This is a genomic window from Nocardioides mangrovi (assembly GCF_020073815.1).
Taxonomy (GTDB): domain Bacteria; phylum Actinomycetota; class Actinomycetes; order Propionibacteriales; family Nocardioidaceae; genus Nocardioides; species Nocardioides mangrovi.
The window spans coordinates 36,128-43,741 of sequence record NZ_JAIQZJ010000023.1 but is presented as its reverse complement, the minus strand read 5'-3'; the positions used below and the strand labels follow the sequence as shown (position 1 = coordinate 43,741).

The 7,614-nt window shown below is 72.1% G+C and carries 10 protein-coding genes; 4 read left to right on the top strand and 6 right to left on the bottom strand.

Annotation, left to right across the window (positions count from 1 at the left end; genetic code table 11):
• Nucleotides 1-123: 123 nt before the first annotated feature.
• From paaE to paaA, 5 genes are read right to left on the bottom strand one after another with little or no spacing between them, the layout of a single operon-like run.
• Nucleotides 124-1,185 (bottom strand): 1,2-phenylacetyl-CoA epoxidase subunit PaaE, encoded by a 1,062-nt coding sequence (gene paaE, locus K8U61_RS23255; RefSeq protein ID WP_224125397.1) that lies wholly within the window; start codon nt 1,183-1,185, stop codon nt 124-126.
• Nucleotides 1,186-1,671 (bottom strand): 1,2-phenylacetyl-CoA epoxidase subunit PaaD, encoded by a 486-nt coding sequence (paaD, locus tag K8U61_RS23250; RefSeq protein WP_224125396.1) that lies wholly within the window; start codon nt 1,669-1,671, stop codon nt 1,186-1,188.
• Entirely contained in the window at nt 1,668-2,402 is a 735-nt protein-coding gene (gene paaC / locus K8U61_RS23245) for a 1,2-phenylacetyl-CoA epoxidase subunit PaaC (RefSeq protein WP_224125395.1), read from the bottom strand. Before paaC ends, paaD begins: the two co-directional genes overlap by 4 nt.
• Nucleotides 2,399-2,686: a 1,2-phenylacetyl-CoA epoxidase subunit PaaB gene (gene paaB / locus K8U61_RS23240; RefSeq protein ID WP_224125394.1), complete on the bottom strand. Its 288-nt coding sequence runs from the start codon at nt 2,684-2,686 to the stop codon at nt 2,399-2,401. The genes paaC and paaB overlap by 4 nt, the downstream gene beginning before the upstream one ends.
• Entirely contained in the window at nt 2,683-3,597 is a 915-nt protein-coding gene (gene paaA / locus K8U61_RS23235; RefSeq protein WP_224125393.1) for a 1,2-phenylacetyl-CoA epoxidase subunit PaaA, read from the bottom strand. Before paaA ends, paaB begins: the two co-directional genes overlap by 4 nt.
• An 85-nt stretch (nt 3,598-3,682) precedes the next feature.
• Between paaA and K8U61_RS23230 the strand changes: the two genes are divergently transcribed.
• The 4 genes from K8U61_RS23230 to K8U61_RS23215 all read left to right on the top strand — a co-directional run bounded on the left by K8U61_RS23230 (nt 3,683) and on the right by K8U61_RS23215 (nt 5,521).
• Complete coding sequence (locus K8U61_RS23230; RefSeq protein ID WP_224125392.1) at nt 3,683-4,237, top strand: GNAT family N-acetyltransferase; 555 nt, start codon at nt 3,683-3,685, stop codon at nt 4,235-4,237.
• 81 nt (nt 4,238-4,318) lie between these two features.
• Nucleotides 4,319-4,525: a hypothetical protein gene (locus tag K8U61_RS23225; protein ID WP_224125391.1), complete on the top strand. Its 207-nt coding sequence runs from the start codon at nt 4,319-4,321 to the stop codon at nt 4,523-4,525.
• 10 nt (nt 4,526-4,535) lie between these two features.
• Nucleotides 4,536-5,225: an AzlC family ABC transporter permease gene (locus K8U61_RS23220; protein ID WP_224125390.1), complete on the top strand. Its 690-nt coding sequence runs from the start codon at nt 4,536-4,538 to the stop codon at nt 5,223-5,225.
• Nucleotides 5,222-5,521, top strand: a complete 300-nt coding sequence (locus K8U61_RS23215; RefSeq protein WP_224125389.1) for an AzlD domain-containing protein — start codon at nt 5,222-5,224, stop codon at nt 5,519-5,521. The genes K8U61_RS23220 and K8U61_RS23215 overlap by 4 nt, the downstream gene beginning before the upstream one ends.
• A gap of 13 nt (nt 5,522-5,534) precedes the next feature.
• On the opposite strand, the gene K8U61_RS23210 is transcribed toward K8U61_RS23215, so the two are convergent.
• Nucleotides 5,535-7,553 (bottom strand): PTS mannitol transporter subunit IICBA, encoded by a 2,019-nt coding sequence (locus tag K8U61_RS23210; protein WP_224125388.1) that lies wholly within the window; start codon nt 7,551-7,553, stop codon nt 5,535-5,537.
• Between the last annotated feature and the right edge of the window lie 61 nt (nt 7,554-7,614).

Sequence of the window (7,614 nt, the reverse complement as noted above, 5' to 3'; positions counted from 1 at the left end):
GGATCCTGGCCCAGGGCTGGACCAGAATCCTCTGGCGATGCTGGCACGACCACGTGCCCTACAACCCCGACCTACACGGCCGGCTCAACACCCTCCTACCGGAGGCTGCTTGACATAGGGCTCTCAGCCGTCGAAGTCCAGCTCGACCTCGGCGGAGGTCGGGTGGGCCTGGCAGGTGAGCACGTAGCCGCGCTCGACCTCATCGGGCTCGAGCGCCCAGTTGGCGTCCATCGCGACGGTGCCCGTGACCAGCCGGGCCCGGCAGGTGCCGCAGACGCCGCCCTTGCAGGCGAAGGGCAGGTCGGCGCGGACGGCCAGCGCGGCCTCGAGCACCGGCTCGCCGTCGGGCCGCAGGTCGAGCTCCGAGGACCGGCCGTCGAGCCGGATGGTCACCCGCGCCGCACCCTCCGGCGCGCCGGAGAGCTGCGCCACCGGAGCCCGCGGGACCGGGTCGGCGTGGAAGAGCTCGGTGTGCACGGACCCGGCGGCCACCCCCGCTGCCGCGAGCGTCCCGCGGAGCTCGGTCACCATCTGCTGCGGGCCGCAGAGGTACCACGCGTCGACGTCGGCCGCGGGCACCAGCGCGTCGAGGATCGCGGTCAGCCGCGGGCCGTCGAGCCGCCCGGAGAGGAGCTCGACCTCCTGCGCCTCCCGCGAGAGCACGTGCACCACCTGGAGCCGGGCCGGGTAGCGGTCCTTGAGGTCATGGACCTCGTCGAGGAACATCACCGAGCGGTGCGTGCGGTTGGCGTAGACGAGCGTGACCGTCGAGCCCGGCTCCTCCTCGAGGACCGCCGCGACGATCGAGAGCACCGGCGTGATGCCGGAGCCGGCCGCGATCGCGACGTGGGTACGCCGCGCTGCCGGGTCGAGGCGCGGCGTGAAGCGACCGGCGGGCGTCATCACGTCGAGCGCGTCGCCGACGCGGAGCCGCTCCACGACGCCCTCGCTGAACGCGCCGCCGGGCAGCCGCTTGACCCCGATCCGCAACACCCCCGAGGTCGGTGGCGTGCAGATCGAGTAGGAGCGGCGTACGTCGTCGCCGCCCCGGATCGAGAGGTGCTGCCCGGCGGCGAACGCGAACTCGTCCGCCAGCTCGGGCGGCACCTCGAAGGTGAGCGCGACCGCGTCGTCGGTGAGCTCGTCGATCGCCGCGATCCGCAGCGAGTGGAAGGCTGCCGACACCTAGATGGCCTTGAAGTGGTCGAAGGGCTCGCGGCAGCTGCGGCAGACCCACAGCGACTTGCACGCGGTCGACCCGAAGCGGCTGGACTCGCGGGTGTCGGACGAGCCGCACTGCGGGCAGCGCACCGAGAGCGCGAGGGGCACCGGACCCGAGGCGGGGCCGGGCGGCGCGACGCCGTACGCCGCGAGCTTGGCCCTGGCCTCCTCGGTCATCCAGTCGGTCGTCCAGGCCGGCGAGAGGACGTACTCGACGTCGACACTCTGGTAGCCCGCAGCGGTCAGGGTGGCGACGAGGTCGTCGGTGATCGTCTGCATCGCCGGGCAGCCGGAGTAGGTCGGCGTGATCGTCACGTGCACGCGCCCCTGGTCGTCCTCGGTGACGTCGCGCAGGATGCCGAGGTCGGCGATGGTGACCACGGGGAGCTCGGGATCGGGCAGGTCGGCGGCGATCTTCCAGGCGGACCCGCCGCCCGCGCTGTCCCTCACCAGGTCACCCCCGGGTGGGAGCGGTGGAGGTGCTGCATCCCGGCGAGCAGGTGGCCGAGGTGCTCGGTGTGGAGGCCGCGCCGGCCACCGCCGACCGAGGGCGCCACCTCGGGCACGGTCAGCGTGGCGGCGGCGACCACCTCGCCGACCCGGCCGAGCACGGCGTCGCGCAGGGTCGCGGGGTCGATGGGGGCGTCCGGGTCGGCGACGAAGAGCTCCTCGACGTACGGCCACTCCGCGTCCAGCGCGTCCTGCATCCGGCGGTGGGACTCCTCGGTGCCGTCGCCCAGCCGCAGCGTCCAGAGGCGCGCGTGGTCGACGTGGTAGGCCACCTCCTTGACCGCCTTGCCGGCCACGCCGGCGAGGGTGAGGTCGGCGCTGGACGCGAGCGCGGCGTAGAGCTCGGACTGCCAGGTCGCGAAGACCAGCAGCCGGGCGATGGTGACGCCGAAGTCGGTCTGCGGCCGCTCGACCAGCCACACGTTGCGGAAGTCGCGGTCGTCGCGCAGGTAGGCGAGGTCGTCCTCGGTGCGGCCCGTACCCTCGAGCTCGCCGGCGTAGGTCAGGAGCGCCCGGGCCTGGCCGAGCTGGTCGAGCCCGATGTTGGCGAGCGCCAGATCCTCCTCGAGCTCGGGAGCGCGGCTGATCCACCAGCCCATCCGCTGGGCCGAGACCAGCGCGTCGTCGGCGAGGCCGAGCACGAAGCCGGCAGGGGTCACGGGGGTCGTCACAGGTGCTGCACTCCCTCGGGTACGTCGTAGAACGTGGGGTGCCGGTAGACCTTGTCCTCCGCGGGGTCGAAGAACGCGTCGCGCTCGCCCGGGTCGGACGCGACGATCTCCGCGGACGGCACCACCCAGAGCGACACGCCCTCCTGGCGACGGGTGTAGACGTCCCGCGCGTTGCGCAGCGCCATCTCGGCGTCGGGCGCGTGCAGCGACCCGGCGTGGACGTGCGAGAGCCCGCGACGGGGGCGGACGAAGACCTCCCACAGCGGCCAGTCGCGGCTGCTCATGCGGCACCCGCCTCGCGCTTGGCGGCGTAGGCGGCGGCCGCCTCGCGGACCCAGGCGCCGTCCTCGTGGGCGCGCACCTTGTGGGCGATGCGGTCGGCGTTGCACGGGCCGTTGCCGCGGACCACCTCGTAGAGCTCGGTGAAGTCGATCTCGCCGAAGTCGTGGTGGCCGCGCTCGTCGTTCCAGCGGAGGTCCGGGTCGGGCAGGGTCAGGCCGAGCGCCTCGGCCTGCGGCACGGTCATGTCGACGAAGCGCTGCCGGAGCTCGTCGTTGGAGAAGCGCTTGATCCCCCACGCCATCGACTGGGCGGAGTTGGGCGAGTCGTCGTCGGGCGGCCCGAACATCATCAGCGCCGGCCACCAGTAGCGGTCGACCGCGTCCTGCGCCATGGCGTGCTGGGCCGGCGATCCGTGCGCCAGGGTGTGCAGGATCTCGAAGCCCTGCCGCTGGTGGAAGGACTCCTCCTTGCACACCCGCACCATCGCGCGGGCGTAGGGGCCGTAGGAGCAGCGGCACAGCGGCACCTGGTTGACGATCGCGGCGCCGTCGACGAGCCAGCCGATGGCGCCCACGTCGGCCCAGGTGAGCGTCGGGTAGTTGAAGATCGAGGAGTACTTCTGCCGGCCGGTGTGGAGCTGGTCGAGCAGGTCGGCCCGGTCGACGCCGAGGGTCTCGGCGGCGGCGTAGAGGTAGAGACCGTGGCCGGCCTCGTCCTGCACCTTCGCCATCAGGATCGCCTTGCGACGCAGGGACGGCGCCCGGCTGATCCAGTTGCCCTCGGGCTGCATCCCGATGATCTCGGAGTGGGCGTGCTGGGCGATCTGCCGCACCAGCGTCCGGCGGTAGGCGTCGGGCATCTCGTCGCGCGGCTCGACCCGGCCATCACCGGCGAGCAGGTCCTCGAAGCGCATGTCCGGACGCTACCAGAATTGTTACAGAAGGGCGCCGTTCGACGCATGTTCTGTAACAGATCGTCCGGCTGGCAGGATCGCGGTCATGAGTGATGTGTCGGTCCGTGTCGCCTGGGCCGACGACGCCCGTGCGATCGCCGAGCTGCAGCTGCGCACCTGGCGTGCCGACTACGCCTCCCTGCTGCCGGCCGAGGCGCTGCCCGGCGCGGAGGCGGTCGAGCCCGCGGCCGCGGCCTGGCACGCCTCGCTGACCCGGCCGCGAGACGCCCGCAACCGGGTGCTCGTGGCCCTGGAGCGCAACCGCGTCGTCGGCTTCGCGATCACCTCCCCCGCGAGCGACCCCGACTGCGACCCGGTCGCGGACGCGGAGATCGTCGAGCTCGGCGTCGACCCCGACGAGCGGACGAAGGGGCACGGCTCCCGGCTGCTCCAGGCAGCGGTCGACACCCTGGTGGCCGACCGGTTCACACGCGCCGTCCACTGGGCGATCGCCACCGACGACGAGCGCCGCGCCTTCCTCACCAGCGCCGGCTGGGCGCCCGACTCCGCGCACCGTGAGCTCGACCTGGACGGCTCCGGCGCCACCACGGTCAAGCAGGTGCGGTTGCACACCGCCCTCACGGACACAGCGCTTTCGTAGTTTCCCCACCTTGATTTCCGGGGACAAAGGGCGACGATGGAAGCCCGCTCCCCGATCGGAGGAAGCACCGTGTTCGGTCCGTTGCCTCGTCTTCACCGACTGCTCGTCCTGCTCGTCGCTCTCGCGGTCGGCGTCCTCAGCGGGGTGTGGGTGGTGCAGGTGACGGGCGTCCCCGCCCTGGGCGGCACCGGGATCGGCTGGGGCTTCCTGGCGGGCATGCTCCTCGACTTCGTCCTGGTCGCCGACTTCCACCACCGGCCGAAGCCGGCGAGGGTGCGCCACCAGTAACGTTCCCGGCGTGACCGACGCGCCGCTCGACCCCCGCGAGCGGTCCGCGATCATCCGCGACAGCCTGGGCGTCGGCGTCGCCACCGGCGCGTACGGCGTGGGCTTCGGCGCGGTCTCGGTGGCCGCCGGCCTCTCCGTCGCCCAGACCTGCGCCCTGTCGCTGCTGGTCTTCACCGGCGCGAGCCAGTTCGCGCTCGTCGGCGTGGTCGCGGCGGGCGGTGCGCCGATCTCCGGAGCGCTGACCGCGCTGCTCCTCGGCACCCGCAACACCCTCTACGGGCTGCGGATGGCGCCGCTGCTGCGCTTCACCGGGTGGCGCCGCGCGACCGCAGCGCACGTGCTCATCGACGAGTCGACCGCGATGGGCGTCACGCGGGAGACGACGGAGGCGGCCCGGGTCGGCTTCCTGACCACCGGCGTCTCGATCTTCGTGCTGTGGAACCTCGCGACGTTCCTCGGCGCCGTGGCCGGCAACGCGATCGGCGACCCGCGCCGCTACGGGCTCGACGCCGCGGTGGGCGCGGCCTTCCTCGCGCTGCTCTGGCCGCGCCTGCACGGCCGGCGCAACCAGCTGGTCGCCGTGGCGGCGGCCGCGGTCGCGCTGGCGACCGTGCCCGTGGTCCCGGCCGGCGTACCCGTCCTGGCGGCCGCGGCCGTTGCCCTGCTCGCCGGGCTGCTCACGCGCGGTGAGCCCGCATGATCTGGGTCGCGATCGTCGCGGCCGGGATCGGCTGCTACCTGCTCAAGCTGGCCGGGCTGTCGGTGCCGCCGCGCGTCCTCGAGCGTCCGCTCGTCGAGCGGGTCGCCGACCTGATCCCGGTCGCGCTGCTCGCGGCGCTCATCGCCGTGCAGGTATGCGCCCGAGGGCACGAGCTCGTGGTCGATGCTCGCGCCCTCGGGCTGGGTGTCGCGGTGGTGCTGCTGCTCCTGCGGGCGCCGTTCCTGGTCGTGGTGTTCGGCGCCGCGCTCGTAGCAGCGTTGGTGCGGTTGGCCTGACCTAGTGCATGTCCTAGGCGTGCTGGGCGGGCCGGCGGACCTGACCGAGGACGCCCATGACGTCGAGCGGCGAGTTGGCCCGCTCGAGCTCCCGGACGCGCTCGGGGTTGACGAAGACCTCGGCCAGCTGGGCCATCAGCTTGAGGTGCTCGTTGCCGAGGGCGGCGACGCCGACGACGTACTTGACCTCACGCCCGTTCCAGTTGATGCCCTGCGGGTAGTGCACGAACGAGAGCGCCGTGCGCCGGATGTCGGCCTTCGCCTCGTTGGTGCCGTGCGGGATCGCGAGCATGTTGCCCATCGCCGTGCTCACCGAGGCCTCACGGGCGTGCATCGCCGCGACGTACGACGCGTCGACGGCGCCGGCCGCGACCAGCAGCTCGCCGGCCCGGGTGATCGCGTCGTCCCGGGTCGCCGGACCGCCGTCGAGCACGATCGACTCCTCCGCGAGCAGCGGTCCCGAGTCCGCCTGCTCCTCGGCCACCGCCACGGGTGCCCCGCTGCCGGCGCCGTTGCGCTCGCGGACGAGCTCGACGACCTCGTCGTACCGCGGACTCGACATGAAGTTGTCCACCGACACGTGCACCGCGGACGGCGTCTTCTGCGTGGCTCGGTCGGTCAGGTCCTGGTGGGTCACCACCAGGTCGTAGGTGTCGGTCAGGCTCGAGATCGCCTTGTTGACGACCGTGACGTCGCCGTAGCCGGCGTCCTGGATCTTCTTGCGGAGCACCGAGGCGCCCATGGCCGAGGAGCCCATGCCGGCGTCGCAGGCGAAGACGATGGAGCTGATCGCGCCGGTGTGGCCGGTGGCGAGCACCGAGGAGGCCAGGGACTTCTTGCCCTTCATCGCCTCCATGGCCGCCGTGGCGCCGGTGAGGTCACCCTCGTCGTCGCCCTTCTCCATGCGGAGCAGGAAGCTGGCGACCAGGAAGGTCACCGCGGCCGCGAGCACCACCGAGAGGGTGACGCCGAAGAGGCTGCTCGCCGGGGCGGAGAGCCAGACCGCGATGATCGATCCCGGCGAGGCGGGGCTGCGCAGGCCGGTGTCGAGCGCCTGGTTGGTGGCCACGCCGGTCATGCCGCCGAGGATCAGCGCGACGATCAGCTTGGGCTTCATCAGCACGTAGGGGAAGTAGATCTCGTGGATACCGCCGACGAACTGGATGAGGATCGCGCCCGGGGCCGAGGCCTTGGCGAAGCCCTTGCCGAAGAAGGTGAAGGCGAGCAGCAGGCCGAGACCGGGGCCGGGGTTGGCCTCCACGAGGAAGAGCAGCGAGTGGCCCTTCTCCGCCGCCTCGTTGATGCCGAGCGGGGTGAAGACGCCGTGGTTGATCGCGTTGTTGAGGAAGAGCACCTTGGCCGGCTCGACGAAGATCGAGGCGAGCGGCATCAGGTTGTGGCCGACCAGCCAGTCGACCGCGTGGCCGGCGCCCTTGGAGAACTGCTCCACGAAGGGTCCGGCGACCGCGAAGCCGGCGAGCGCCAGGATCATGCCCCAGATGCCGGCGGAGAAGTTGTTGACCAGCATCTCGAAGCCGGGCTTGATCTTGCCCTCCCACGACTCGTCGAGCTTGCGCATCGACCAGCCGCCGAGCGGACCCATCACCATCGCGCCGAGGAACATCGGCACGTCGGCGCCGGTCACCGCGCCCATGGTGGCGATCGCGCCGACGACGCCGCCGCGGATCGCGTCGCCGCCGTAGGCCATCCGGCCGCCGGTGTAGCCGATCAGGATCGGCAGCAGGTAGGTGATCATCGGCCCGACGATGCCGCCGCCGTCGGCGTCCCAGCCACCGAGCTTGGAGACGAAGCCGTAGTCGTACTGGCCGGCGTCGAGCCCGGCCGGGTAGCCGAAGATCTTGTCGCCGATGAGCGTGATCCAGCCGGTCTGGATGAACAGCGCGGTGATGAAGCCCCAGGCGATGAACGCGCCGATGTTGGGGAGCACCATGTTCGACAGGAACGTGCCGAACCGCTGCACGTGGACACGCGCACCGCCCGGCGATCGGGGAGCACCTGTGGTGGAGGACATCGAACCTTCTCTCGGACGGCCGGCGAGCCGGCGCGAACGTGGGGCTGGCCTGTGATGCCAG